Below are 26,117 nucleotides of genomic sequence, written 5' to 3'. Positions count from 1 at the left end.
GAATCACCATTCATTATTTATTATAAGCTTTTTCTGAAAAATAAGAAACCTATAAAGGACAAAAAAACACTCTCCCGAAGGAAAGTGCTTTTAGATGTTTAAGATTAGTCAACCATATGGTCGCTTCCGAAGAAGTTTTTAAACATTTGGAACGTCGTCTCTCTGTTCAGTGCAGCGATCGAAGTTGTTAAAGGAATACCCTTCGGACAAGATTGAACACAGTTTTGAGAGTTCCCACAGTTTGCAAGGCCACCATCGCCCATGATCGATTCAAGCCGCTCATCCTGGTTCATAGCCCCTGTTGGATGGGCATTGAACAAGCGAACCTGTGATAATGGAGCAGGACCGATGAAGTCCGATTTACTGTTTACGTTTGGACATGCTTCCAAGCATACACCACATGTCATACATTTCGATAATTCATACGCCCATTGACGTTTCTTCTCAGGCATACGCGGTCCGGGACCAAGATCGTATGTTCCATCAATCGGGATCCATGCTTTTACTTTCTTCAAGCTGTCAAACATGCGGCTGCGGTCAACCTGCAGGTCACGAACGACAGGGAAAGTGCGCATAGGCTCAAGACGGATCGGTTGTTCCAATTGATCAACTAAAGCTGTACAAGACTGTCTCGGTTTCCCGTTGATCACCATTGAACAAGCTCCACATACTTCTTCCAGACAGTTCATATCCCAGTTAATCGGAGTAGTTTGTTCCCCTTTTGCATTGACCGGATTACGACGAATTTCCATCAATGCAGAAATGACGTTCATATTCGGACGATAATCAAGCTCGAACTCTTCTTGGAAAGGGGCTGTTTCCGGGCTTTCTTGACGAGTAATAATAAAACGGACTCTTTTGTTTTCACTCATCATTTATTTCCCCCTTTTTTCTTAGAATAGTCACGCTTACGTGGTGCAATCAGTGAAGTATCTACTTCTTCGTAATGGAATTCCGGAGAATTCGTCGCAGCATTGTATTTTGCCATCGTCGTTTTCAGGAATTCTTCATCATTACGTTCAGGGAAGTCAGGTTTGTAGTGAGCCCCACGGCTCTCGTTACGATTCAATGCACCGATTGTAATAACACGGGCAAGCTGAAGCATGTTCCACAATTGACGGGTGAATATTGCCCCTTGGTTACTCCATTTAGCCGTATCATTGATATTGATATTTTGGTAACGTTCCATCAATTCCTGGATCTTTTCATCGGTTTGTTTAAGTTTATCGTTATGACGTACAACGGTTACGTTATCCGTCATCCACTCACCAAGCTCTTTATGAATGACGTAAGCATTCTCAGTACCATTCATGGACATGATGTTGTTCCATTTTTCTTCTTCCTGTTTCACATAACGATCGAATAAAGAAGAAGGTACCGACTCAGCCGTTTTTTCTAAACCTTCGATATATTTAATGGCATTAGGTCCTGCAACCATACCACCATAAATAGCGGATAGTAATGAGTTTGCTCCTAAGCGGTTACCCCCGTGCTGAGAATAATCACACTCACCAGCAGCGAATAATCCAGGGATATTTGTCATTTGATCATAGTCCACCCAAAGTCCACCCATAGAATAGTGTACCGCAGGGAAGATTTTCATTGGCACTTTACGCGGATCATCACCCATGAACTTCTCATAAATTTCGATGATTCCACCAAGCTTAATATCAAGCTCTTTTGAATCTTTGTGGGATAGATCAAGGTAAACCATGTTTTCACCGTTGATACCGAGCTTTTGATTTACGCACACATCGAAGATTTCACGTGTTGCGATATCACGTGGAACAAGGTTTCCATATGCAGGATACTTCTCTTCGAGGAAGTACCATGGCTTACCATCTTTATATGTCCAAACCCGTCCACCTTCACCACGGGCAGATTCACTCATCAGGCGAAGCTTATCATCCCCAGGGATGGCCGTCGGGTGGATTTGAATGAACTCACCGTTTGCATAGTAAACACCTTGTTGATACACGATTGATGCTGCCGAACCGGTGTTGATGACAGAGTTTGTAGATTTACCGAAGATAATTCCAGGTCCCCCTGTTGCCATAATCACGGCGTCCGCTGCGAACGATTTAATTTCCATTGTCTGAAGGTTTTGGGCAACGATTCCCCTTGCCACTCCTTCGTCATCTACCACGACGCCAAGGAATTCCCAGCCTTCGAATTTATCCACTAGTCCTGCTACTTCATGACGACGAACCTGCTCGTCCAGAGCATATAATAATTGCTGACCAGTCGTTGCACCGGCGAAAGCGGTTCTATGATGCTGTGTTCCACCGAAACGACGGAAATCCAGTAACCCTTCCGGTGTACGATTAAACATTACTCCCATACGATCGAGTAAATGAATAATTCCTGGTGCCGCTTCAGTCATTGCTTTAACCGGCGGTTGATTCGCTAAGAAATCCCCACCATACACTGTATCATCAAAATGTTCCCAAGGAGAGTCTCCTTCTCCCTTAGTATTAACGGCTCCGTTAATACCACCTTGTGCACATACAGAGTGAGAACGCTTAACGGGTACCAGTGAGAATAAATCTACTTGCGTTCCTTTTTCTGCTGCTTTAATTGTGGCCATCAGGCCGGCTAAACCGCCACCGACAACGATGATTTTCCCTTTACTCATCGTGACTCACTCCTTTTCCTACCATACTTCAGAGCATTTACTGAATCTATTAGACTTGTATCTATTTCTTCTTATACGAAGGCGAAAATTGCGCGCATACCGACAACCGATAACGCTACAAAAATTCCGATCGTAACATATGTAGCAATTAATTGAGAACGAGGTGAAACGGTAATTCCCCAGCTTACGCAGAATGACCAAAGACCATTCGCAAAGTGGAAAATCGTTGAAAGAACACCCAGTACATAAAACCCTAGCATGAATGGATTTGATAAGATGTTTTCCATCATTTGAAAGTTCACTTCAGCTCCGAATGCTGCCGCAACTCTCGTTTCCCACACATGCCATGTAACGAAAATAAATGTGATTACTCCGGAAACACGTTGAAGTAAAAACATCCAGTTACGGAAATAGCCAAACTTACTTGCATTGTTCTTAGAAGTGAATGCAATGTAAATTCCGTAGATTGCATGGAAATACAATGGAAGGAAGATGATAAAAATTTCAAGGAAATAACGGAAAGGAAGACTTTCCATAAAGTGTGCCGCTTGGTTAAATGATTCTTCCCCACCAGTGGCAAAATGGTTCACGACTAAATGTTGTGTTAAAAATAATCCAACTGGAATAACACCTAGCAATGAATGAAGCCTGCGATAATTAAATTCTCGATTTCCAGCCATGATTTACCCCCCTTAATGATAAAATATGAATTCGTTTTCTAATGCATTTTCTAAGAATGACTAGACGACGATACATATTTTATATTGTAACAATTATGTGACATGTTCATTTTACTCCCAAGGAGTGGAAGCGTCAAGAAAACGTATACATAAATTCGACAATATCGCAAAAATATTTTTAATATATTGATAACAAAAAAGATGAGGTATTGCCTTGTTAAATGTTCGAAAATTCAAATAAATATCAAATAAAAGTTATACCACCAAAATATCCCATGGTTATTTTTTCGAAGTATGGGATGATAATTCCCCTTTTCATGTATATAATAGTTTTATAGAAAGAGGGGATTTACTTGGAACAGAAAAAAGAAGAAGTACATCAACCGTCCGTTCCAATCTTCGGATATGAAATTTTACGTGACATGTTGATTCCAGAAATTTTAGGAAAGCATACACCCGATATTTTATACTGGGGTGGAAAACAGCTCTCTCGGAAATTCCCCCTTCAGTCATCAGAAGAACTGGTATCGTTTTTCGATGAAGCCGGCTGGGGAACTCTTGCACTGCTGGAACAAAAAAAGAATGAGATGACCTTTGAAATAAGCGGACCGGTGATAGAACGACGCCTTTCCTTAAAGTCGGATGTCACATTTAAACTGGAAACGGGCTTTCTTGCCGAACAAATACAGTTACAAAAAAAATGTGTGGCAGAAGCTGCTGACGAACTACATAAACGGAGTCATTCAGTTAAAGTGATTGTAAGATGGGACGAAAAAGATAAAGTAGAATAGTCCTGAACAACATACTTTTAATTCTTTAATAAAGGGTTGCCCCACTTGATGGGGCAACCCTTTTTCACTTGTCCCGTTCTATGCTGCTTTAGTATTATAGCGTGATTTCTTCCATCTTCACCGCGTCCAGGTTAAATGCAGTATGTAGGACGCCTGCCGCTTTTTGCATATTTTTCTCGTCTACCACTGCAGATACTTTGATTTCAGAGGTGCTGACCATTTTCACCACGATGTCATTTTGAGCTAATACTTCGAACATTTCCGCTGCAACACCTGGATTTGAGATCATACCGGAGCCCACGATGGATACTTTGGAAAGCTCACTTTCATGTTCAACATGGGTGAAGCCTAATTGCTCTTTGTTTCGTTCCAGAACAGCGAGGGTCTCCTCCAAATCCTGTTCTTTAATCGAAAATGATAAATTGGTCGTATTCTGATCGGTCTGGCTTTGAATGATAATGTCTACATTCAGATGATTTTTGGCTAAAGTGGTAAACACTGAAGATAGTCCAGTTAATGCGTTACCCAGTCCAAATACAGTGACACGTGTAATTTCAGCTTCAAAGGCTACGCCTCTCACAATTAAGTTTTGTTCCATGCTTGCTTCCTCCTCAATATACGTTCCTTCAACTTTTTCGATACTTGACCTGACCTCTAACGGAATTTGATAATTCTTGGCAAATTCCACTGCCCGTGGATGCAGGACTCCAGCCCCTAAATTAGCCAGTTCCAGCATTTCATCATAGGAAATGGACGGTAACTTTCTTGCCCCTTTAATATAACGCGGGTCTGTCGTATATACCCCGTCTACGTCTGTATAAATGTCACAACGCTCTGCTTTCAGGGCAGCTGCAATCGCTACGGCAGTTGTATCCGATCCACCGCGGCCGAGTGTTGTGATTTCACCCGTTTCTGTCATGCCCTGGAATCCGGCTACAATCACAACTCTCCCGGATTGGAGGTGGTCCATCATCTTTTCAGTATGAATATTGGTAATCCTCGCATTGCTATGAACGGATTCCGTTTCAATCCCGGCCTGCCAGCCTGTAAAGGAGATGGCATCATGTCCTGCTTGGATCAGAGCCATCGTAAGGAGTGAAATGGTCACCTGTTCCCCGGTTGAGAGCAGCATATCCATTTCTCTTTTACTCGGTTGTGATGTAATTTCCCTTGCCAATCCAACGAGGGTATCCGTCGTTTTCCCCATGGCAGATACCACCACCACTACATCATTACCTCTTTCTTTTTCTTCCGCAATTCTTGACGCAACATTTTGAATTCTTTCTACAGAACCTACTGAAGTCCCACCGAATTTCTGAACAATAATACTCATAGCTTCTCCCTCTTTCTCATTGAGTGAAAATTCACGACTCATTTTTTGATGGTGAAGAGTACAATCACAATCATCCTACACGTTCATAGAACAGGTTCTTTTCCAAGAAAAGTTCCTGTGCTGGATAATAAAAAAAGCAATGAGAATAATATCTCATTGCTTTATGAACATACAGCAGAACAAACAAAATAGGTTCATCGGCATTGTGAGATAGCTCTCCAAGATTGAATCATCTTGACAATCCTACATTTCTTAAACGTAGAACCAGCGGAATCAGCATGAGACTGAAACCACTTCGGCGAATCTCCCCTTTTCAGGCATCTCAACGGAGCTCATACTCCTCTTTGCCTGTACTCTTGAAGCTCGCACCTCTATCACCACTTTAAAAAGTGATAATGTTATAAATTTTTGTTAATTATAGCACAGGGGAAATATTGATTCAATGTCTAATTGAAACAATATTTCATTTTATTATTCTTTCGTGAGCTGTATTGAATGAGCATGCGGTGGTTGATTTCCGCTGCAGGTGCTCGCTTTCCGCGGGGAGGAAGTCGAGCCTCCTAGGGCTTTGCCCTGCGGGGTCTCGACCTTTCCTCTATTTCCCGCAGGAGTAAAGTGCCTTCCGCTACAATCCACTCTGTGCTTCTAATGCAACAAAGACTTTATGGGATAAGTGGGAAGACATACTGAATTTGACAGCTAATTGCACGTAAACTAAGACCATAATCAACAACACTTAGATTCTAATATCCTTTACTTCAACTTCTCATTCAAAACCTTCGCAACAGCTTCCGGAATCCCTATCTCAATAAACTCCTCCACCGTCGCTTCTTTCATTTTCTTCATGGAACCAAAATGTTTAAGAAGCTGCTTCTTACGCTTCGGTCCGATGCCGTCAATCTCATCCAGGGTGGACTGGAAGGCGCTTTTCCCTCTGAGCTGGCGGTGGAACGTGATGGCAAATCGGTGAACTTCATCCTGAATCCGTTGCAGCAAATAAAATTCCTGACTTCGCTTTTCAAGAGGAACAATTTCCAAAGGATTCCCATACAGCAGTTCTGACGTCTGATGCTTATCGTCTTTCGCAAGGCCGCCAAGAGGAATATCCAAACCTAATTCATTCTCAATGACATCCCTCGCCGCTTCAATCTGCCCTTTCCCGCCATCGATAATGATGAGATCCGGTAAAGGGAGACCATCCTTCAAGACTCTCGTATACCTTCTGCGAACAACCTCCCGCATGGAATCATAATCATCGGGACCCTTGACGGTTTTGATTTTGTACTTTCGATACTCTTTCTTCGCGGGTTTCCCGTCAAGAAACACAATCATGGCAGACACGGGATCGGAACCTTGAATATTCGAGTTATCAAATGCTTCGATCCGGAAGGGAGTATATATGCCCATATGTTCACCAAGACGTTCAATTGCCTTAATCGTTCTTTCCTCATCTCTTTCAATTAGGGCGAACTTTTCTTCAAGGGCCTGCTTCGCATTTTTCTCAGCAAGCTTCACCAGCTCTCTCTTCTTCCCCCGCTTTGGCTGGGTGATTTTCACGTCTAACAGCTTAGCAGCCAGTTCCTCATCAATCACTTCAGGCAAAAATATTTCCTTTGGCTTAAAGTGATTGGATTTTGAATAAAACTGTCCTAAGAAAGTAAGAAATTCATCCTCGGGTTCATTGTATAGAGGGAACAGTGACACATCCCGTTCAATAAGCTTACCTTGTCGTACGAAGAATACTTGTACACACATCCAGCCTTTATCGACCGAATAGCCAAATACATCGCGATCGGTGAAATCAGTCATGGTCATTTTCTGCTTTTCCATCGTCGCTTCAATGTGGAGTATTTGATCACGGAATTCCTTCGCTCTTTCAAATTCCAGATTTTCAGATGCTTCATTCATTTTCACCGTTAGTTGATTCTTAATGTCCTTGTAGCCTCCATTTAAGAATCGGGATATTTCGTCAGTCATTTCACGGTACGTATCTTTGCTCACTTCTTTAATACAAGGAGCAAGACATTGGCCCATGTGATAGTACAAACACGCCCGATCGGGAAGGGTGGAACATTTCCGTAACGGATACAAACGATCCAGCAGCTTTTTCGTTTCATTAGCGGCTCCTACGTTTGGATAAGGACCAAAGTACCGCCCTTTCCCCCTTTGAACTTTACGGGTAGTGATGAGCCTTGGGTGCCTTTCGTTCGTTAATTTAATAAAAGGATAGCTTTTATCATCCTTTAACATGACATTGTACTTAGGATCATATTTTTTGATTAGATTCATCTCGAGTACAAGGGCTTCCAGATCAGATGAGGTCATGATGTATTCAAAGTCCTCTATTTCTCCTACTAAGCGTTGAGTCTTTGCATCATGAGAACCCGTAAAATAGGACCGAACACGATTCTTCAATACTTTTGCTTTTCCCACGTAAATAATCGTGCCTTGCCTGTCCTTCATTAAATAACATCCGGGCTGATCTGGTAATAGAGCTAATTTATTGGTTATGGTTGGGTTCATTGTCTCTCTCCCTTCTTGTCCACCCATTTATAGACTGTGATGGTTGAATAAACAGGATCGAATAACTCCTGTGAATGAAATGATTGGACTTTTTCTATTTTTCGATCAAGGTTTTCAATACCCTGTTGTTTAAATCCATTAACCACTGCATCGGTCAGATAGATCTCTTTTTGTGTATGCTCAATGTCTTGAAGAAATTGAGCATACGTTAACACGCGCTTATGTGAGTACGGTACATCAAGATACGAGTATACCCTTGTTTCTTCCCATGTGTACACTATCAGGGGAATTTCATCATTTTTCTCCTCGAAGAATGACGCAGTTTTATATACTGCTGGTGGTGAAGAGTGGTAGCCTGACAACACACTCACACTTGTTCCTATATGCAAAATAAACCACAGGCTCAGGATGATCATCTTCAAGGTACTAAGTTTTTTCATCCATCCAGTTAATAAGAAAAATCCGAGTAATAAGGCCAGAGGTAGAATATGTCTCGGCTTATCAATATTTTGAGCAAATAGGCCCCAGAAAAAATAGGAGCTGAATGCAATCAGGAGTAATGTAACGCCTGTACCAGGTTTCGTCCACCTTCCTCCATTTTTACCCGTAACTAGAAAGAGGAGCAACGTGATGACCACGATGGAAAGTGATTGAGTAAATAATCCGTTCCAACCTATATTGATAAATATATATTTCCCTAATCTATCAAAAAATCCTGTATCGGGCTCTACCGTTCCTCCCCATTCAGTAAAGTGTCCGTCTGTAAACCCAAAGGCAATCTGCAACAGGGTATGGAGACTTCCTGCATTGGCTGCCAAAGCCGATAGCCATACCCCTTGAGAGAGTAGGAGGAGAATCAGATGAAAAGCGATGGCTTTCACTTTTTCTGAACTATTTCCGCTCTCCTTCAAAAACACAAACCAATAGTATAGGATCCCCACACCAAAACCGATATAGGATAACCGGATTCCCATCAAGATGGCTAATAAGAGAATGGGAAGAACAGCCGCATCCTTCGTCTTCTGTATGACAGCCCTGTGCAGGCTCCATAAGTACCACCATAACACTGCGATAGCGGCACCTTCGCTCATTGCTTGAACGGTCATCGTGCTCGGATATGAAAGGGAAAATAGGAAAAGCGTCGCAATGATGGCCTTTTTTCTCCCAAGGTAATGGCCGAATAGCCAATAAACAGGAAAAATCGAGCTAACCATCAATATCGTATTAAAAAGCTGAAGCGATAGAACCGGGTCATCGATAAAGATGTGAACCATCATTCCCCCGAAAATAAAAAAAGGATACCCTGGAAAATGAGGCTGCATCTTCAATAAATCAAATTCGATGACTCCGAGAGCATAATCGACTTCGTCCCAGCTTGAAGCATAGGGCGGAAGCAATATAAGTCTGTATATAAAGTACAGGCTGAAAACAACCAGTATACTAATCAACCATTTGTTCAAATGTTTATCGGTCATTGATTTTCTCCTGTTTCTCTCCAAATAAAAACCAACTCAGTTTGAAAACCTTCTTAGCCTATTGTAAGGCTTTCTAAGAATGGTTTCCAATCATGAGTTGGTTCAGGGGGATTTAAGCATTTATTGAATTCACATTATCCGATTTTTTGATTGTCTTTTTCTGTTGTTCGATCCCTGCAGGCACGGACTTCCGTTTAAATGGGTTAATGAGTTTATCCGTTCGGATCAGGTAAATCCATAAGAATACGAATCCGAAGTAGAACCAATAGGCAAGCACCTGTTCGATCGTCGGGTTGTGGCTATAGCCGAACATTGCCGCCATGAACAGACCGACTTGACCACTGATCAGAACCTCATTACCTGTGTCTCTCTCATAGTGAAGCTCATCTTGAAAGTGTTCAGGCATAATCTCCACAAGATTATATACTTCCGCTGGTTTTCCTTCTGCTGTTGTATATACTGACCCCATTATCCCAAGATCCTGCAGAATTCCTACTCCTTGAACAAGTAAGCCGGCTGCGATGAACATAATCAGCAAACCTGTCACATTAAAGAACGTTTTCAATTTGAATTTCATTGCACCTGAGAAGAACGCATAACCGAGAACCGTGGCAAGTAATAATCCACTAAGCGCTCCGTAACTTGTGAATACTTTCGTTACGTCTCCTCCACTGATGGCAGCGAAGAAAAACACGGTTTCGACACCTTCACGAAGAACAATGAGATAAGAGTGAATAATCATGGCGGATACACTTCCTGCCGTCAGGGCCGCATTGATTTTCTTCTCCATTTCCGTGTTAATTCCTTTAGACTGTTTCCTCATCCAGCCAACCATATGAGTCAGCAGAAGTACAGAGGCAAACATGATTCCGACCTTTAAATATACTTCCGCTCCAAAGCTTGCAAAACCTGTCAAGACGACTTGGAACAGTAAAGCGACTAAAAAGCTGGATACAAGAGCAAGCAATACTCCCACGTATACCCATTTCTTATATTTGTCTGCTTTCAATCTTGTAAGATAAGAAAGAATCAGCCCTACAATAAGAATCGCTTCTAAAGACTCTCTCAGTGTGATCAAAAATGCTTGGAAATCCAATTTATTTCCCCCTTTGTTACCTCGGTGCTACTGTTTATTTTTACGCTTATTGATCGTAATCAGAACAATGAGAATCAAAATCAGAGCAATTGAGAAGTAAAGCCAGAAGCTGGAACTTCCTCCTTCACCAATCCCATCTAAAAACCCAAGATTCTCCTCGTTTAAATGACTTTCATCCGCTTTTTCAGAAGGAATCGGAAATAACGGTCTCAAGCTATCGATGATTGATTCCACTTCTTTATCGAAAGCCTCGGGATCATTATCCTTGCTTCCGATTCCAAACAATCCCGGATTGCCCAAAGAATTTAACGCAGAATCAAATGAAGCATAGATTTTATCTGCATCTTCCTGGCCCTTTTCTTCCACCATAAAAGGTTCTAAAACATTAAAGGTACCTCTTGCCTTTGCAAGGAGAAGCTTTGCCTGGCCATAGTCATCAAACTGCTCTTGGGCAAAATGCAGTCTTCTTTCGATATTCAGCATCAATGCCGCTCTCCAGCTTTCTAATAAAAGATCCTTGTCTTTTTCCTCGAACGCTTTGTTTATGTCGGGCTGCACCTTTGAAAAATACAGCTCAAAATCCTTTTCATACGAATCATATATTTTCTTCGCGGTATCCCAGTCATCATTTGCTAAGCTGTTTTCCAGCTCTTTATACGCTTCAGCGATTTTCTCTTCTCCTGGATCCCCATAAGAATAAGCAGATGCCTGCGACGGGATAAATATGTAATTGAGAATAAATATCAGTGAAAGACTAAAAAAAAGGCTTTTTTTCATACGGAAATCCTCCTGTATTTTCAATGATAATGATTATCATTATACTTGTCAATACGATTTTAAAGGCCTTCAATGGATGTTGCAGAAATTTTGTGAACATTATAATCTATATCCACTTTTTCAACAGGCCGTTTCATTTCTTTTACGATAGCCGGAAGCACATTAAACATATAGGCTTTGAACTTGATGAAGGACTGTCCCTTCGTCCTAACTCTATATTCAATCGGCACCTCCGTCATTCTGAAACCTTTACGCATGATATTTAGAGTCACCACTTGAGCATAATTATAGTCATGAATGATTTCTGCATGTTCCATTACTTGTTTAGAGAACGCCCTCATCCCTGACTGACCATCATAGATCCAGGTTCTCAGCAACACACATTGTAGTAAGGTAAAAAAATAATTGCCGAGGCGTCGATGGATTCTCATCCCGTCGATGGTCCCCTTAAAGCGGGATCCCATTGTATAATCTGACTGATTTGTAAAGATCGGCTCTAACAGCTCAGGTATTTGAGATGCAGGGTATTCTCCATCCGCATCAATCATGACACCGATATCCGCCCCTTTTAGCAGTGATTCCTTTAACCCTCTTCTTACTGCCGCACCTAAGCCTGAATTACGTTCCATATGTACGATATAGTCTGCTCCTGCTTCTTCTGCAACCTTAACGGTGTCATCGGTCGACCCATCATTCACGACAAGTACTTCCACCTGAACATCAGGATGAAACTCCCTGGGAATGTCACGGATGACATCCCCGATGGTTTCTTCTTCGTTATAAGCAGGCAAAAAAACAACAACCTTCTGTTTATTCACGATGTTCTTCCTTTCTTCTAAATGCTTCTTCTAAAACAGGTCCACGTGCATGGCTGGGGAATGGTGCTCCCAGAATATGAGCGATGGTGCTGGCCATGGAAACAAGGCTATGCTTTGATTCCACCTTGCGTCCCTTATGGATATTAGGTCCATGCATGATAAATGGCACGAATCGTTCTCCTTCATCAAGATGTCCGTGTCCTCCGATTCCATCAGCCTGTCCATGATCGGCACAGATAAATAATGTTGTGTTATCCATCTTGCCTTCCTCTTTCATCCATTGGACAAAGTCTTCAATCAATCGGTCTGCTTCATTTATTTTTTGTAAATACTCGTCGTATAAAACCCCGCGACTGTGACCGGTTTGATCGGTCCCGATCATTTGTACGATGAATAAATCCGGATCTTGCTCTTTCATGATATGTTTCGCTTTTTTCATGATTGTTGGATCGGCTTTATCGTTATGCATGACGGCTGTGAACGTATCAACGTCAGACCCCATGGAATCGACCAGATGGGCAACCCCTAATAGCCTTCCCTTCTTCCCTACTTTACGTAAAGAGTCAAAAATGCTTTCGACTTTAATCCCCAGCTTCCAAACCATATTCGAGGTGATCCCGTGTTCGTATGGATACGTCCCGGTGAACATGGATGAAAAGCAGACAACCGTGCGGGCAGGATAGACCGTCTCCATGTTGGAGAATTCTGTTCCTTCTGCCTTGAGGGAATCCAAAAACGGGGTTTCCGCTTCTTGAAAACGTTCCTTCCTCATTCCGTCCACTACGATGACCACGACACGATCTGCCCGATCTTCTTTCCAATCTTCTGCATCTTTAGCATATTCTTCATACATCTTGGGCTTCCAGTCGAATAAATAACGGTGAAGAATGAATGTGAAAACCAGAAGACCTCCAAAGAAGCTTAAGAACTGAACGATTGGCAGCTGCTGGCTTGTATCGAGGAGTGAGTACGTGTACTGCCAGTAAGCCAGTAATAATAGAAATTTAGGAAGCTGCTCCTGAGCATTACCACTTGTAGAGTCACTGTTCTTCAATACGAGCTTCCAGAACCTTGTGAAGTTGAGCCACGATGTTCCGATGCGGAGGTGGTAATATAATGTTCCCCAGAATAAAATCGTGAAGAAAAAGTAAAGACCGATTCCTAACAGGGATAACGCGAGATTCCATTCCCATCCAATGATTAAATAAGCCACAATCGGTATCCACAGATAGTTTCTTAAAAACAAGGGGAAGTCATAAACAAAAAATAATATAAAAAGTGGCAGGGTGATCGCTAAACTAATCGTGAAATTCAGCCAAAATGATAGCGATGCAAAATCACCAAGATGAAAGAGAAGCATCGTACCTACCGTAAAAATGGGTGTGAAGGGCTTTCCTTCATTTAATAAATTCCAGCAGCGTGCTGCTACCTTTTCAAACTTAGAGGCGCTTTTCACTTCATGCCCCTCCTTTTCTTTTTCTTGAATTTTTTATAAGAGTTGGTGAAATAGGATGTTTCAATAGTGCATATAGTCCAACAGAATATGAGAAAGCGAATTTTATTCCATGTGTCAAAACCGCGATTGCCATTCCTGTTTCCATCGGTATTGAGAATTGGCTGAGACCAAAAGCCATGATCGTTTCATAGTTCGCAAGCCCACCGGGAGTAATTTGAAAAACCTGCCCGAGTATGGTCAGACTATTCACCCATATCCCTTGAAAAGTGGAGATTCCTGTATTCGTTGCGATGCAAACAGACAGCAGAAGGGCCGCTTCCAATATCCAACTAATAAAAACAAGGAAAAATGCATAGAAAAATCCCCTCCCCTTTATGAGGGAGAGCATGACATTCCATTGATGATGGAGGAATTGACGTTTGTAATAAGAGACCACCCCTATCGCCAGGGTGATTCCTCCGACAGCTAAAATGACATCTGGTGATAATGGATTTTCTAATGCTACAAACGATATCCCCAATGACACCAGTAGACAAAGTGAGAGAATATCCATCAACCTTACTATAATAACAGATTGTGCCGAAGCTGATTTAGACAATCCTTCTCTTTCATATAAAATATACGAACGAATCACATCGCCGCCTTTGACTGGCAGTAGATGATTAAGTGCCAAGCTGTACCAAAGCCCATACATGGCACTGGAAAGCTTGATGCTATCACCTAATAGTTTTTTCGTGGCTATGCCTTTTAAATAAAAAGATGAACCATAAATGAACATCCCCGACATCACCAAGACGGGATGAAGAATCAGTTGAGATAAAAGTCGTTTAAACTGCAGATGGTCCCAACCTGTTGCAATGAACCATATAAAGTAGCAAAGGATCCCGATTCCGATTATGTACGTAAAAGATTTATAAATGCTTCTCATTTTGCTTTGCCCACAGAATGGTATTCCCTATTCCGTCTTCAATGGTGGTGGTTGGAAAATATCCCAAGTGCGATTGAGCCTTGGAAATATCTGAATGAGTAGAAAGAACATCCCCCATACGGTACGTGTCGTAGTCCACGTTCATTTCAGGAAAATGGGTACGAAGAATCTCTAACAATCTAGTCATTTTCACTACCCGACCACTTCCCAGATTATAGGTTTCTCCTCTTTTTCCCTTTTGTAAGGTTAATTCAATCCCGTGGATGATATCGTCGATATACGTATAGTCCCGTCCACTATCACTGCCAAAAATGGAGATGAACTCGTTCTTTAGAAGTTTCGATATGAATTTAGGGATCGCCATATCCGGTCTTCCCCATGGGCCATACACCGTAAAGAAACGAAGAATGTTCACATGCATATCGTACATATGTGCATACATATGGCAGAAGCTTTCTGCACTCCATTTAGAAGCTGCATATGGAGAAATAGTCCTCCCATCTGCATCCTCTTCCTTTAACGCCCTTCCCGGTTCATCTCCATAAACAGAGGAGGATGAAGCGAACAAAAAGCGCTTGACTCCCGCTTCTCCACAAGCCTCTATTGTATTAATCGTTGCTTTAATATCATAATCAACATATTTCAGTGGCTCTTCCAATGAATAGGCCACTCCCGGCAATGCGGCTAAATGAATAACCGCGTCGGGCTTTAATTTATGGATGATTGCTTTGGTCTTATCACGATCTGTTAAATCAACCTCGTATAAATCCCCTGTAGGGAATTGTATCTCTTTCAAATGCTGTTTCTTTCGATCGGTTGAATAATAAGCATGGAAACAATCAATGATTGAAACCTGATAATCCTTACTCATGAGTCTTTTGGTAAGGTGCATCCCGATAAATCCTGCACCACCTGTAATCACTATTTTCACTTTCATCACACTCTCTTGACTTTTAGACAATAGGTTTAGTTTAGCACAATTCCCACTGGAGAATAAAAATTACTTACAAATAGAGACTGACCCCATTTAACGGGCCAGCCTCTATATACTAGATTATAATTGATTCAGGATGTTAAGAATAGCTTCACTGTACTGTTTTGCTTCATCTGCTTTTTCAGAAGAAATCGCTTCAAACCATTTTTGAGAAAGATCAAACAGCTCTTGTGACTTCTCTTCTCCAAGTTGATTCTTCACGTTCACCTCTAGCATTTTAACAAACATATTGCCTTCCATTGCCTCTACTTTTGCTGTCGCAACATCACCAGACTCTACAACTTCTGCAGCTTCTTCATGATATCCTGCTGCTTTACCTTTGATTGCTTTAGTATAAAGTGAATTTACTTTTTCAGCATCAATCGTGGATGGATCATTTTCTAATGAGAAGATGGAATCCAATTCATTCGCAGCCGCCTCATCTCCACCAGCTAAAGATCCTTTAATAGCCTGGAGGAAACCATATCCTTCTGCTTGCATAATCGCTAACTCTTCCGAATTTCCTTCCTCAACCGCTTTGCTGATTTTTTCAGCATACGAATTTGAAGCAAGGTAATAGCTTTGATAGATCGATTTATCTGTCACTTGCTTATAAACAGCGAAATCTTCCGCATTTGAATCAGCCAATGCCTCTTCCTGTAGAGATAGACCGTTGTTAATGGTTTCTACCATGCTGGATTCACCTGATAACTCATATAAGCTATCACGCTTTTCAGCTGTAGGGATGAATACATTTTCTGCTAAGTACTTGACCTCAGCAAACTTTGCTTTGGCATCATCCGCTTTATCAGCCTCCAGATCTTCCCCCGCTTGACCTTGTAATCCTTTTTGAACTTGATAGAAATACGATTGTGTTAATTTATCTATGATTTGACGTGCAACGTTTTTCTCAAGCTCACCTGATTGACCACCGGAAATAGCCGCTTCAATCCCTTGAGAAAATTCACCATTCACTTCATTTACCGATGCTTGCAGTTCAGAAGTATAAATGTCATTGACAGTGTCCCAATTTACTTCCTTGTCTTCTTTCATCTTCTCTAATTCAGCTTTCATATCTGAATACGCTTTAACTTGTGATTCTGCATTAAGTGTCATTTCGTCTTTTGCTTCTTCTTTTGGTTCTTCTTTCTTCTCTTCAGACGATTGATCTGCTTCTTTCGGTTCTTCAGATGCGCTACCGCAACCCGCTAATACAGAACCTGTTAGAAGAAATGCTGCAAAAATTTTGGATAAGTCTCTCTTTTTCATATGTATGTACCCCCAGAATGAATTGAATAAATAAATGATAATGATTTTCATTTCCATTTAAAATTATATCGAGAATGATTCTCATAGTCAACGTTTTTTGAAAATTTTGTTCAAACAAAAGCGACAGTGCTCGATCTGAGGCGACAAGCATCTAATGAATTGGTGATTTTGTACATTCTGGACGTGCATATTATTGATTAGGAATCGCTTTTAAGACTGATATTGAGGTTAGCTAGGGGTATTTTTAATCGGGTTAGTGTGTGAAGCGTTGTGGTTGTGCAAGTTTCGGCATTTGTTGTGCCACTTTTGATGTTTGTTGTGCCAGTTTCGGCGTTTGTTGTGCCAGTTTCTAGATTAGTTGTGCCAAATTGTGAACACAGGCACCACAATACCCTTTCACGTATGAACCAAACCACAACACCCATAACAAAAAAACACCGGGGCTGTCATGACAGCCCCGGTGTTTTGAAATTTCTTATACGTGTTTGTTTAATAGTTCAGCAAGTGCTTCCTTAGGTTGGAAACCGATTACTTTGTCTACAACTTCGCCGTCTTTAAGGACAACTAAAGTCGGGATACTCATTACCCCGTATTTACCTGCTGTTTCCTGATTTTCATCAACGTCAACTTTGACGATTTTCACTTTGTCGCCCATTTCTCCATCTAACTCTTCCAGTACTGGAGCGATCATTTTACAAGGTCCACACCAAGGTGCCCAGAAATCCGCTAATACCAGTCCGGAATTTGTTTCAGTTGAGAATGATTGATCAGTAGCATGTGTAATTGCCATTTATATGCGCCTCCTTTGAATGTAACGTTAGTATATCACCGTTTTTTTGGGGATGCTATTTATCTGCTCGTAGGTAATATTCCCTTCAAATAACGGAATATACAGGGAAGAAAAATAAGGAGCAGCCGTCCGGCTGCATCCTTATTTTCACTACATAATATGCTCATACCCTCTAGACGCTACTTGAAACGTGAATTGAATTAAGAAGAAGATACTTTAAGCTTCTTAAACTCTTCAGTCAGCATCGGTACTACTTCGAACAGGTCACCCACGATTCCATAATCCGCTACGTTAAAGATGTTCGCTTCAGGATCTTTATTGATCGCAACGATGACTTTAGAATTCGACATCCCTGCTAAATGCTGGATTGCTCCAGAAATACCACATGCAATATAGAGGTCAGGCGTTACCACTTTACCTGTTTGACCAATCTGTAGGGAATAGTCACAGTAATCGGCATCACATGCTCCACGAGATGCCCCAACAGCTCCACCAAGTACATCTGCCAGTTCCTTAAGGGGATTGAATCCATCTTCACTTTTCACTCCACGCCCGCCGGCAATAATGACTTTCGCTTCAGATAAGTCTACACCTTCGCTTGCTTTACGAACGACTTCTTTAATGATTGTACGTAAGTCCTTGATGTCAACGGAAAGGGAAGTGACTTCTCCTGTACGTGACTCATCTTTCGCTAATGGCTCGATGTTATTAGGGCGAATCGTCGCAAAAATCAATCCGTCAGTCACGATTTTCTTTTCAAATGCTTTGCCTGAGTAAATCGGTCTTGTGAAAACGAGGTTCCCGCCAGCTTCCTCAAGGTCTGTCGCATCCGAGATCAATCCTGAACTTAATTTGCTTGCCACTTTAGGAGATAAGTCTTTCCCAAGGGCTGTATGTCCAAAGATAATTCCTTCTGGTTTCTCTTCCTCAATCACAGAAAGAATCGCTTGTGAATAACCGTCTGAAGTATATTGTTCCAGCTTATCGTTTTCGACAACCACTACTTTGTCTGCTCCATACTGAATCAATTCTTCTCCTAAAGCGCTTACACTTTTACCAATTAAAACGGCTACTACTTCTCCGCCTTCAGATACTGTTTTACCTGCCGCAATTGCTTCAAAGGAAACATTACGTAATGATCCGTCACGAACTTCTCCAAGTACTAATACTTTTCTCGCCATGTTAAATACCCCCTGAATGTTAGTTATTCCTGTGACCTTGCCTTATATAACTTTCGCTTCATTACGAAGAAGTGAAACAAGCTCTGATACTTGAGCATCCAATTCGCCTTCTAACACTTTACCTGCTTCCTTCTTCGGTGGAAGGTAGATTTCAATTGTTTTTGTTTTAGCTTCTACTTCATCTTCATCTAAATCTAAATCATCAAGTTCCACTTCATCAAGAGGCTTTTTCTTTGCCTTCATGATTCCTGGCAGTGATGGATAGCGCGGCTCATTCAAACCTTGTTGTGCCGTTACTAACAATGGTAGAGATGTTTCAATCACCTCTGAATCCCCTTCTACATCACGAGTGACTGTAACCGTTTCACCATCAATTTCCAATTTCGTGATCGTTGTTACATAAGGGATATCAAGTTGTTCAGCTACACGGGGACCAACTTGTCCAGATCCACCATCAATGGCAACATTACCTGCAAGAATTAAGTCTACTTCCTGCTCTTTTAAATAGTGGGCCAAAATTTTCGCTGTAGTGAATTGATCTCCATAATCAAGATCGTCTTCTGTGTTGATAAGGACTGCTTTATCTGCCCCCATCGCCAAAGCGGTTCTCAGTTGCTTCTCACTTTCTTCTCCGCCAACTGACACGACCGTCACTTCTCCACCATGTGCATCGCGTACTTGAATAGCTTCTTCCACTGCATATTCATCGTAAGGATTTATGATAAATTCAGCTCCATCTTCAGCAATTTGACCGTTTTGGATCGAAATTTTCTCCTCAGTATCAAACGTTCTTTTCAAAAGTACATAGATGTTCATTCGTAAGTCCCTCCTAATAATGTAAACATTCTTTCCCTTAAAAAGATTTCGACAATTTAACCCCTTTGAATGGGCAGCTTGAACAGAAACGTCCATTCAAGACTGCCCCTCAATAAGAGTTTACTATATTACAAGAATGTATTCTAGCCTTTAAAGTGCGGTTCACGCTTTTCAACAAACGCTGAAATACCCTCTTTGGCATCAGCTGATACAAATATTTCACCGAAAAGATCCGATTCTCTCATTACACCTTCATAGAAACGGTCATCTTTTGTATAACTTAACAGCTCAATGGCTGCTTTCATCGCTCCAGGGCTCTTCTTCGCAATCTTATCGGCCATTTCTTTCGCTTTATCGAAGAGCTGATCTTCAGGGTATGCTTTATTGGCAAGTCCCCACTGTACAGCTTCAGTTCCGCTGATTGGCTCACTCGTTAATAACATTTCTGCCGCTTTTGCCCTTCCTACCAATTTCGGTAAGCGCTGGGAGCCGGCAAATCCAGGAACAAGCCCTAACTGAAGCTCTGGTAAACCAAGCTTTGCGTTCTCGCTGACCAATCGGATGTGACATCCCATTGCAAGCTCCAATCCTCCACCTAAAGCGGCTCCATGAATCGCTGCAATGATAGGCTTTGAAAAGTTCTCCATGCGTTCAAAAACGTCCTGGCCTTTTTTCGCCAATTGAGAGAATTCTTCACCACTTTCAATCGTCGTGAATTCTTTAATGTCAGCACCCGCAGAGAAGAAGCGTCCCTCACCTTTCAGTAAGATCACTCTGACATCGGCGTTTTCTTCAAGCTCATCCAGAACTGAATCGATTTCTTTAATAAGTCCACTGGCTAATGCATTAGCAGGAGGTCTTTGGATTAGAACCGTTGCTACCTTTCCCTCTAATGACCATGATAAACTTTCCATCTCTCATCCCCCTAAACTAATTTAGTTCCTGCCGCCACACCCATGAAGTAATAGTTTGTGAATAGCAGGGACTTGAGCTACTAAGTCATATTTCTGATCGTTCATCACCCACGTTGTCACCATTTCATCCAGAGTCCCGAAAATCATTTGACGAGCCAGCCGGACATCCAGGTCACTTGAAAACTCTCCCGATTCTATTCCGCTAATCAGAATTTTATCGACTAATTGCAGATATCCTTTTAGTACATCATTGATTTTTAAACGGATATCCTTATTGGATTGCCTGAGCTCCAGTTGTGTTACAATCGCTAGATGGTGATCATCCGACAGAATTTTACAATGATTTTCAATCATCACTAATAATTTCTCTGAAACTGTCTGTTTTCCTGCTATAACTTCCTCAATTTTTTCGACAAAGAGTACCATTTTTTCTTTAAACAACGAAATCAGGATATCTTCTTTATTTTTAAAATAGAGATAAATCGTTCCATCAGCGACCCCGGCCTGCTTCGCGATCTTGGACACTTGTGCCTGATGGTAACCATTTTCGGCTATAACGATAACAGCAGCATCGATAATTTGCTTGTATTTAGGTTTATTTCGTTTCATGAGTTCTTGACCTGCCTTAAGAAAATATGAATGACTGTTCATTCATATTTTTATAATAAAAGGTTTCTCTTTACTTGTCAAGAAGAGATACCTTGTCCAATTATACAACAAAAAGAAAAAGCCAATGGTATTCAATTAACTTGTTTTCTGCTCTTCCTCTATCTTTTGGCGCTCCTCTTCTACAAGTGCTCTTCGTAATATTTTTCCTACAGCCGTTTTGGGAAGCTCTTTTCTAAATTCATAAATCCGGGGCACCTTGTAGGCAGCCAGGTATTTACGGGCAAATTCGTTGAGTTCCTCCTCTGTCAGGACTTCTCCTTCTTTCAGGACCACATACGCCTTTACGGTTTCTCCCCTGTATTCATCTGGGACGCCTGCAGCTACAACCTCTTGGATCGCAGGATGTTCATAAAGGACCTCTTCGATCTCACGTGGGTAAATATTAAAGCCTCCGGCAATGATCATATCCTTCTTGCGATCCACAACATAGAAGTAACCTCTCTCATCCATATAACCCAAATCCCCCGTCAATAGCCAGCCATCCCTTAACGTTTGTTCGGTTTCCTCCGGACGATTCCAGTAACCTTTCATCACTTGAGGACCTTTCACGACGATTTCACCCATTTCGTTCGGTGGAAGCGGTTCTCCTGTTTCCAGTGAGAAGATGGCTGCATCCGTACTCGGCCAAGGAACTCCGACGCTTCCCTTTATTCTTTCTTTATCCCAAAGGAAATTGGAATGAGTGACAGGTGAAGATTCTGTCAATCCATAGCCCTCAACGAGTTTCCCTCCGGTGACATCTTCGAATTGCTGCTGCACTTCAACAGGCAATGGCGCGCTTCCACTAAGGCATGAATCGATGGAGGATAAGTCATAATTCTTCAGTTCAGGATGATTCAGCAAGCCGATATAGATGGTAGGTGCACCGGGAAATAAGGTCGGTTTCTGCTTTTGAATGGTTTTCAAGGTCGTTTCGGGATCAAATTTAGGCAGTAAGATCATTTTATATCCCTGCATGACGGATAATATCATAACGGCTGTCATTCCGTACACATGAAAGAATGGAAGGATTCCAAGGACCCGCTCTTCTCCTTTTTTACATTTATAAAGCCACGCATCACACATGGAAGCATTGGCGACAAGGTTCTTATGAGTGAGCATAACCCCTTTCGGGAAACCTGTCGTCCCGCCTGTGTATTGAAGTAGAGCCACATCATTTTCAAAATCAAATGCCTGTTGTGTAATTTCCGGTTTGGCCGTTTTCATGATCTCAGTAAATAAATGATTCTGTCCTGAATGGTCCACTTTCACAACAATGCCGTATTGTTTCTTCTGGATGAATGGGTAGATGAGATTCTTAGGAAATGGAAGGTAGTCTTTGATAGCGGTTACAATAATGTGCTCAAGTCCGGTATTCTTCATCACTTTTGACACTCTTGGATATAGAATATCCAATGTCAGGATCACCTTGGCACCTGAGTCCTTCATTTGGTATTCAATTTCCCTTTCCATATATAAGGGATTGGTTTGTACGACAATTCCACCTGCGTAGAGAATGCCATAGTACGCGATTACGGATTGAGGAGTATTCGGCAGCATGATCGCAACCCGATCGTCTTTCTTGATTCCCAGTGATTTAAGGTACTGAGCGAACTTGAGTGCGGATTCATGTAATTCTTTGTAGGTCATTTCCTTGCCCATAAATTGAATGGCAACTTTACTGTTATAAAGGGTAGCTGCTTCAGTTAAATAGGACTGCAGTGGTTTTTCGATTAAATTTAACTCCGTGGGAATCTCTGCTGGATATTCAGCAAACCATGGTTTATTCATTGTTATCCCTCCTTGTGAATTTTTAGAAAATTTCTTCTATTCACTATTATAATATAAGGGGACTTCAGTTACAATTTGAAATCAATCCACTCGATACTTTTTTCCTACTTCTCAGGCTTGACCTTCCTTGCAGATGATTTTATCAAAGAAAAAAGACTGCCTATTCAACCATATGACAGTCTGCTCGTACATTATTATTATTTTAGCATTGTTTCAATCTTCAAGTTCTCTTCACAGAGTCCATCGATCGTGTTGAATCTCGTTATAGGTTCAAACGCTACGTAAAGAACAGCATATAAATGATCCCAACGAGTAAAAAGCCCCCACATAGAGTGAGCAAAACCTTTGCCAATGTTTCCATATTCCCTCTCCTTACGATATACCGGCTCCTATTACATAGGATAAACCAACTGAAATAACTAATGAAATGAAGCCCACCGCCCGGTTATCATTTGCAATTTCTTCGTCAATTTTAAATTTCGGTGTCAGAAATTCATAAATGAAATAGCCGATCAGTAATAGAAAAAAGCCGAACACACCCCATCCTATTGTGGTCAGGATGGTATCATTGTGGCTGATGGAGTGGCGGAAAATATTCGCAATCCCAAATATTTTCCCACCAGTTGCCATCGCCACGGCCATATTACCCTTTTTTATTTCTTCCCAATTTCTATACTTTGTTACCAATTCAAAAATGGCAAGGAACAGAATCAAACATAAAATGACCACACTGTAATTACCAGCTGTTTGAACAAATTCATTTTCCCAAAAGTTCTCCATCGTAAAGCTCCCTTTACCGATTTAATTAAGCCGTCCTATTTAGAATTCGTACATATGGGCAGAGTCTTATTTAAATTGAACGACCGTGACTCCCGTTCCACCTTCGCCTGCATCTCCAAAACGAATGTTTTTAACCGAACGGTGATTTTTCAAGTACTCTTGAACTCCCTGTCTTAAAGCTCCAGTACCTTTCCCATGGATAATGGAAACGCGGGGATACCCTGCGAGGAGTGCATCATCGATGTACTTCTCTACTCTCGATAACGCATTTTCAAAACGCTCACCACGTAGATCAAGCTCAAGGCTGACGTGAAAGTCTTTCCCTTTCACTGTGGCCAGTGGCTTGGTTTCAACCTTCTGTTGAGATTGAATGAATTCAAGATCTGATTCCTTCACCTTCATTTTCATGATGCCCATCTGTACTTGCCATTCTTTCGCAGACACTCGTTCAACCAAGTGGCCTTTTTGATCAAAGCTTAAGACTTTGACTTCGTCCCCTGGTTTTAATTCATGCTTCGTTTGATTGACTTTTTTCTTTTGACCGGACGTTTTCAATTTAGGTGCAGCTTCTTCCAATTGTTTCTTCGCCTGGATCAGTTCATGCTCTTTGATTTGAGCTGATTTTTCCTTCTGCATTTTTCTTAAATCCTTGATCACTTGTTCAGCTTCTGCCTTCGCCTTTTCAACGACTTCAGTGGCTTTTTGTTGAGCTTTTTCGTACAGTGTATCCTTTTTCTCGTAATACTCCATCATTTGCTTCTGCATATCTTTATGCATCTTTTCAGCCTGTCTTAAGAGTTCATGTGCTTCCTCAAGCTCCCGTTCACCCTGACGTCTGCTGTCTTCGAGGGAGGCAATCATATTCTCCACTTCTTTACTATCCGTTCCGATGTGGGACTTCGCTCTCTGAATGACCGGATCTGAAAGTCCTAAACGCTTCGAAATCTCAAATGCATTACTTCTTCCGGGAACTCCAAGCAAGAGCTTATAGGTAGGACTCAATGTCTCTACATTAAATTCCACACTTGCATTCACGACTCCTTCACGATTGTACCCGTACGCTTTCAATTCAGGATAGTGGGTGGTCGCCACGACTCTTGCACCAGTTCCATGTACTTCATCCAAAATGGAGATGGCCAGTGCCGCACCTTCTTGAGGATCTGTACCGGCACCCAGTTCATCAAACAGTACTAAGCTTTCATGGTCTACCTTTTTAAGGATGTCCACGATATTGACCATATGGGAGGAGAAGGTACTTAAACTTTGTTCAATCGATTGCTCGTCCCCGATATCAGCGTAAATGGTACGGAAGACGCCCACTTCAGATCCATCAAGGGCAGGGATCGGGAGCCCGGCCTGTGCCATTAAACTCGTTAATCCCAATGTTTTCAGGGTAACGGTTTTCCCCCCGGTATTTGGCCCGGTGATGACAATGGAAGAAAAATCAGTCCCCAACTCGATGTCATTCGCCACCGCTTCATCAATCGGCAGAAGAGGATGTCGGGCTTTGTTCAGCCTCACCCGGCGTTCATTATTGATCGTCGGTTTTGACCCTTTGATGGATCGTCCGAACTTGGCTTTTGTAAACATAAAATCGATGTCTGATAAAACGCTGACAATCAAGAGCAGTTCTTCCCCGGATTCTTGTACGCTTTCAGAGAGTTCTTGGAGAATTTTTTCGATTTCTGTTTGTTCTTTTAATCGAAGCTCACGCAGTTGATTATTCAGCTGAACAATTGCTTCCGGTTCAATAAACAGGGTTTGCCCCGATGATGATTGATCATGAATGATACCACCATATTGACCTCTGTACTCCTGTTTTACTGGAATCACGTATCGATCATTACGAATCGTGATGATCGCATCGGATAACATTTTTTGAGCGTTGGATGAGCGGATCATCCGTTCAAGTTTTTCCCGGATTCGTCCTTCATTGGCCCGAAGCTGAGTACGGATGGTGCGGAGTGCTTCACTGGCTGTATCCAGGATTCCTCCGTTATCATCCACGACTTTCCTTATATCCTGTTCTAAATAGGGAAGGGGAATGACCGTACCCATTTTCTCTTGAAGCAGGGGAATGTCCACCTCTTCTTCCAGTAACTCCTCTACAAAAAGCGTCAGCTTCCTGCTTGCACGAATCGTACTCGCTACCTGAACAAACTCTGAAGGAGAAAGCATCCCACCTATTTGTGCACGCTTTACGTGTGGACGTATATCGAAAATCCCGCCTAATGGGGCATGACCTTTCAACCTGAGGACGGTCATGGCTTCATCTGTCTCTTCATGAAGAGCTGTAATTTCTTCATACTCTACGGATGGCATGAGAGCGGATACCCTTGCATGCCCAAGTGCGGATGCAGCATATTGCTTTAATAATTCTTTGATTTTATCAAACTCTAACGTCTTTAATACTTTAGAATTCACGGAATGTATTCCACCTTTA

22 protein-coding genes and 1 riboswitch are annotated in these 26,117 nt (G+C 41.8%); of the genes, 1 reads left to right on the top strand and 21 read right to left on the bottom strand.

The annotated features are described in order from the left end of the window. Positions 1 to 104: 104 nt before the first annotated feature. The 3 genes from sdhB to ACFQWC_RS01060 all read right to left on the bottom strand — a co-directional run bounded on the left by sdhB (position 105) and on the right by ACFQWC_RS01060 (position 3,315). Positions 105 to 872, bottom strand: a complete 768-nt coding sequence (gene sdhB / locus ACFQWC_RS01070; RefSeq protein WP_299739653.1) for a succinate dehydrogenase iron-sulfur subunit — start codon at positions 870 to 872, stop codon at positions 105 to 107. Continuing rightward, positions 872 to 2,635: a succinate dehydrogenase flavoprotein subunit gene (sdhA, locus tag ACFQWC_RS01065; protein ID WP_299738855.1), complete on the bottom strand. Its 1,764-nt coding sequence runs from the start codon at positions 2,633 to 2,635 to the stop codon at positions 872 to 874. Before sdhA ends, sdhB begins: the two co-directional genes overlap by 1 nt. A gap of 71 nt (positions 2,636 to 2,706) precedes the next feature. Beyond that, positions 2,707 to 3,315 (bottom strand): succinate dehydrogenase cytochrome b558 subunit, encoded by a 609-nt coding sequence (locus tag ACFQWC_RS01060; RefSeq protein ID WP_044340478.1) that lies wholly within the window; start codon positions 3,313 to 3,315, stop codon positions 2,707 to 2,709. A 353-nt stretch (positions 3,316 to 3,668) separates the two neighbouring features. Here ACFQWC_RS01060 and ACFQWC_RS01055 point away from each other — a divergent pair, with 353 nt between their 5' ends. Next, positions 3,669 to 4,106 carry a YslB family protein gene (locus ACFQWC_RS01055; RefSeq protein WP_341356689.1) on the top strand — a complete coding sequence of 146 codons (438 nt, stop codon included), beginning with the start codon at positions 3,669 to 3,671 and terminating at the stop codon, positions 4,104 to 4,106. Between the two features lie 94 nt (positions 4,107 to 4,200). Here the strand turns inward: ACFQWC_RS01055 and ACFQWC_RS01050 are convergent, their stop codons facing one another. The 18 genes from ACFQWC_RS01050 to ACFQWC_RS00965 form a co-directional block, all read right to left on the bottom strand. Beyond that, positions 4,201 to 5,439: an aspartate kinase gene (locus tag ACFQWC_RS01050; protein WP_299738861.1), complete on the bottom strand. Its 1,239-nt coding sequence runs from the start codon at positions 5,437 to 5,439 to the stop codon at positions 4,201 to 4,203. 203 nt (positions 5,440 to 5,642) lie between these two features. Further along, positions 5,643 to 5,821: riboswitch (Lysine riboswitch) on the bottom strand. A 371-nt stretch (positions 5,822 to 6,192) separates the two neighbouring features. Then, a complete protein-coding gene (gene uvrC, locus ACFQWC_RS01045; protein WP_377105680.1) occupies positions 6,193 to 7,962 on the bottom strand; it encodes an excinuclease ABC subunit UvrC in 1,770 nt (589 codons plus the stop codon). Further along, positions 7,959 to 9,437 (bottom strand): nucleoporin-interacting protein, encoded by a 1,479-nt coding sequence (locus tag ACFQWC_RS01040; RefSeq protein ID WP_377105678.1) that lies wholly within the window; start codon positions 9,435 to 9,437, stop codon positions 7,959 to 7,961. Before ACFQWC_RS01040 ends, uvrC begins: the two co-directional genes overlap by 4 nt. 112 nt (positions 9,438 to 9,549) lie before the next feature. Then, entirely contained in the window at positions 9,550 to 10,533 is a 984-nt protein-coding gene (locus ACFQWC_RS01035) for an FTR1 family iron permease (protein WP_377105676.1), read from the bottom strand. Positions 10,534 to 10,560: 27 nt separating this feature from the next. Continuing rightward, the gene (locus tag ACFQWC_RS01030) at positions 10,561 to 11,310 is read right to left on the bottom strand and encodes a hypothetical protein (RefSeq protein WP_299738870.1); all 750 of its coding nucleotides are present in this window, start codon (positions 11,308 to 11,310) and stop codon (positions 10,561 to 10,563) included. A 59-nt stretch (positions 11,311 to 11,369) separates the two neighbouring features. Then, positions 11,370 to 12,128 carry a glycosyltransferase family 2 protein gene (locus ACFQWC_RS01025; protein ID WP_377105674.1) on the bottom strand — a complete coding sequence of 253 codons (759 nt, stop codon included), beginning with the start codon at positions 12,126 to 12,128 and terminating at the stop codon, positions 11,370 to 11,372. Next, positions 12,121 to 13,584, bottom strand: coding sequence for an alkaline phosphatase family protein (locus ACFQWC_RS01020; protein WP_299738875.1), 1,464 nt, complete (start codon positions 13,582 to 13,584; stop codon positions 12,121 to 12,123). Before ACFQWC_RS01020 ends, ACFQWC_RS01025 begins: the two co-directional genes overlap by 8 nt. Position 13,585: 1 nt before the next feature. After that, a complete protein-coding gene (locus ACFQWC_RS01015) occupies positions 13,586 to 14,512 on the bottom strand; it encodes a lysylphosphatidylglycerol synthase transmembrane domain-containing protein (RefSeq protein ID WP_377105672.1) in 927 nt (308 codons plus the stop codon). Continuing rightward, entirely contained in the window at positions 14,496 to 15,449 is a 954-nt protein-coding gene (locus tag ACFQWC_RS01010) for an NAD-dependent epimerase/dehydratase family protein (protein ID WP_341356693.1), read from the bottom strand. Before ACFQWC_RS01010 ends, ACFQWC_RS01015 begins: the two co-directional genes overlap by 17 nt. 117 nt (positions 15,450 to 15,566) lie before the next feature. After that, a complete protein-coding gene (locus tag ACFQWC_RS01005; RefSeq protein ID WP_299738881.1) occupies positions 15,567 to 16,754 on the bottom strand; it encodes a hypothetical protein in 1,188 nt (395 codons plus the stop codon). Between the two features lie 475 nt (positions 16,755 to 17,229). Next, positions 17,230 to 17,544: a thioredoxin gene (gene trxA / locus ACFQWC_RS01000; RefSeq protein ID WP_148969866.1), complete on the bottom strand. Its 315-nt coding sequence runs from the start codon at positions 17,542 to 17,544 to the stop codon at positions 17,230 to 17,232. Positions 17,545 to 17,744: 200 nt separating this feature from the next. After that, a complete protein-coding gene (locus ACFQWC_RS00995; protein ID WP_341356694.1) occupies positions 17,745 to 18,725 on the bottom strand; it encodes an electron transfer flavoprotein subunit alpha/FixB family protein in 981 nt (326 codons plus the stop codon). Between the two features lie 42 nt (positions 18,726 to 18,767). Next, positions 18,768 to 19,541, bottom strand: coding sequence for an electron transfer flavoprotein subunit beta/FixA family protein (locus ACFQWC_RS00990; RefSeq protein WP_299738889.1), 774 nt, complete (start codon positions 19,539 to 19,541; stop codon positions 18,768 to 18,770). Between the two features lie 143 nt (positions 19,542 to 19,684). Then, the gene (locus ACFQWC_RS00985) at positions 19,685 to 20,455 is read right to left on the bottom strand and encodes an enoyl-CoA hydratase (RefSeq protein ID WP_299738891.1); all 771 of its coding nucleotides are present in this window, start codon (positions 20,453 to 20,455) and stop codon (positions 19,685 to 19,687) included. 21 nt (positions 20,456 to 20,476) lie between these two features. Continuing rightward, complete coding sequence (locus tag ACFQWC_RS00980) at positions 20,477 to 21,064, bottom strand: fatty acid metabolism transcriptional regulator FadR (protein ID WP_341356695.1); 588 nt, start codon at positions 21,062 to 21,064, stop codon at positions 20,477 to 20,479. Positions 21,065 to 21,199: 135 nt separating this feature from the next. Then, positions 21,200 to 22,894 (bottom strand): long-chain-fatty-acid--CoA ligase, encoded by a 1,695-nt coding sequence (locus ACFQWC_RS00975; RefSeq protein ID WP_377105668.1) that lies wholly within the window; start codon positions 22,892 to 22,894, stop codon positions 21,200 to 21,202. Between the two features lie 372 nt (positions 22,895 to 23,266). After that, positions 23,267 to 23,674 (bottom strand): DUF350 domain-containing protein, encoded by a 408-nt coding sequence (locus ACFQWC_RS00970; protein WP_299738895.1) that lies wholly within the window; start codon positions 23,672 to 23,674, stop codon positions 23,267 to 23,269. A 66-nt stretch (positions 23,675 to 23,740) separates the two neighbouring features. Beyond that, positions 23,741 to 26,098 (bottom strand): endonuclease MutS2, encoded by a 2,358-nt coding sequence (locus tag ACFQWC_RS00965; RefSeq protein WP_299738897.1) that lies wholly within the window; start codon positions 26,096 to 26,098, stop codon positions 23,741 to 23,743. Between the last annotated feature and the right edge of the window lie 19 nt (positions 26,099 to 26,117).

It is taken from the genome of Rossellomorea sp. GCM10028870, assembly GCF_042666755.1.
Classification (GTDB): domain Bacteria; phylum Bacillota; class Bacilli; order Bacillales; family Bacillaceae_B; genus Rossellomorea.
The sequence above is the reverse complement of the archived record's forward strand: the minus strand, read 5'-3'. Positions and strand labels throughout refer to the sequence as shown.